Origin of the sequence: Candidatus Symbiopectobacterium sp., from assembly GCF_020054415.1 — a bacterium.
In the GTDB taxonomy this organism is placed as follows: Bacteria; Pseudomonadota; Gammaproteobacteria; order Enterobacterales; family Enterobacteriaceae; genus Symbiopectobacterium.
Window position 1 is genome coordinate 1 of sequence record NZ_JAHWCO010000278.1, and the last position, 2,146, is coordinate 2,146.

Annotated in this window: 3 protein-coding genes and 1 pseudogene; 2 read left to right on the top strand and 2 right to left on the bottom strand. The window is 51.6% G+C overall.

The genetic code is table 11. From position 1 onward, the window contains the following. Positions 1–107, top strand: a 107-nt coding sequence (locus QZ506_RS08000) for an IS1 family transposase (protein ID WP_291970255.1), incomplete at its 5' end; no start/stop codon positions are given. Between the two features lie 31 nt (positions 108–138). On the opposite strand, the pseudogene deoD reads toward QZ506_RS08000, so the two are convergent. Further along, a pseudogene (gene deoD / locus QZ506_RS08005) lies at positions 139–657 on the bottom strand (purine-nucleoside phosphorylase); the annotation flags it as partial. 50 nt (positions 658–707) lie between these two features. Continuing rightward, on the bottom strand, positions 708–1,931 hold the full coding sequence (gene deoB, locus QZ506_RS08010; protein ID WP_291970254.1) for a phosphopentomutase: 1,224 nt from the start codon (positions 1,929–1,931) through the stop codon (positions 708–710). Between the two features lie 85 nt (positions 1,932–2,016). Here deoB and QZ506_RS08015 point away from each other — a divergent pair. Beyond that, positions 2,017–2,146 (top strand): IS1 family transposase (locus QZ506_RS08015; RefSeq protein WP_367272989.1); only part of this gene is annotated, 130 nt, incomplete at its 3' end.

Here is a 2,146-nt window from a genome sequence, read left to right on the forward strand (position 1 = left end):
GTAACCGATTGCAACGGCTCAATCGCAAGACGCTCGGATATTCAAAATCATCCGAAATGCACGATAGGATCATCGGTACTTACATCGAACGCGAGTACTACGTTTGATGCTACATCAACTCATTGAATACACGACCTATTTTTCCATCACGTCGAACATCTGCGGGTCTGACGTGTAGAACAGATCAGCAGAGAACAAGTTACCCACCCGAACGGTGATGCCTTTATCCTGAGCTGCGTCAACCGCATTACGCACCAGATCGAAATCGGCAATAGCGGTAACGTCATGATCTTTAAAGCGCAGACGATTTACTTTTGAATCCGTACACGCGCCCATGCCAATCACCACATCATACAACTTCACATCTTCGCGCACCGCACCGCAGGAGCCAACACGAATGATGGTTTTCACATCGTATTCCGTGATCAGTTCTTTGGTATAGATAGAGCAGGACGGAATACCCATACCGTGCCCCATCACCGAAATCGCGCGCCCTTTGTAGTTGCCGGTATAACCCAGCATGCCGCACATATTGTTGACTTAACGGGCATTTTCCAAAAAGGTTTCGGCAATGTACTTCGCACACAGCGGATCGCACGGCATCGGTACAACATCGGCAAAATCCCCTTTTTCCGCATTGATATGTGGCGTTGCCATTCTTTGAATCCTTATAGAGTACGTCGAGTGAATTCAGTAAATACCAGCGATCACAGCATCGAGGTGCCGTAGTCCATATCTGACACGCCAAAATAGTGCGCCACCGTTTGACTGACATCAGCAAACGTGGTGCGGTGCCCGCGTGAACCCGGCGTCACCGTCGGCCCGTAAATCAATACAGGCACATGTTCACGAGTATGATCGGTGCCCGGCCAGGTAGGATCGCAACCGTGATCGGCGGTCAGAATCAGAATATCGCCCTGTTTAACCCGCGCCAGCATTTCCGGCAAGCGGCGATCGAACAGTTCCAATGCCGCTGCATAGCCAGCAACATCACGTCGGTGACCATAGGAAGAGTCAAAATCAACGAAATTGGTAAACACAATGGTATCGTCGCCTGCGGCATCCATCTCTTTCAACGTGGCATCAAACAACGCATCAATACCGGTCGCTTTGACCTTCTTGGTGATCCCCACCTGGGCATAGATATCGGCAATCTTGCCAACGGAAACCACTTGCCCGCCTTTTTCATCCACCAGTTTTTTCAGTACGGTAGGCGCAGGGGGTTCAACGGCCAAATCGTGACGGTTACCGGTGCGCTGGAAGTTTTCTGGCTTGTCGCCGATAAAAGGGCGAGCGATAACACGCCCAATGTTGTAGCCCCCTTCGGTGAGCGCCTCGCGCGCGATTTCGCACAGTTCATACAACCGGTCCAGCCCGAAGGTCTCTTCGTGACAGGCGATTTGGAACACCGAGTCAGCAGAGGTATAGAAAATCGGTTTCCCGGTTTTCACGTGCTCTTCACCCAGTTGCTCGAGGATAACGGTGCCGGATGAGTGACAATTACCCAGATATCCAGGCAAATTGGCGCGTTTCACCAACAAATCCAGCAATGCCTGCGGGAAGCTGTTTTCCTGATCGCTGAAATAGCCCCAATCGAACAGCACCGGCACTCCTGCCAGTTCCCAATGGCCCGACGGCGTGTCTTTACCGGAGGAGATTTCACTGGCATGCGCATACGCACCGATGATGTCTGCCTTAGCATCCAATCCCGCAGGGAAATGCCAGGTAGAGGCTTCCGCCGCCTTGCCCAACCCCAAACGGGTTAAGTTCGGCAGATGGAGTGGCCCGGTACGACCTTGATTGGCTTTGCCCTCGGCGCAGGCTTGCGCAATGTGACCAAGGGTATCGGAACCGGCATCGCCAAAACGCGCCGCATCTGCGCTGCTACCGATGCCGAATGAATCCAGAACCATAATAAATGCACGTTTCATTGTTTTCTCTCATCTTTCGTAAGCGGGTCGTGTATTCAATATGTTGATTGCAGTGTGAAATGTCCGGTTTTTGATGTGGAATACAGTGGCTAAAGTTGATGTAAGATGCCCGTTTTGTGAACAGACATCTCCTGTGAAAAAACGCGGTTATGGCAAAAGTGGCCATCAGCGTTACCGTCGTCAGTCATGCAAACACGGATGGCTACAGGGCTTAC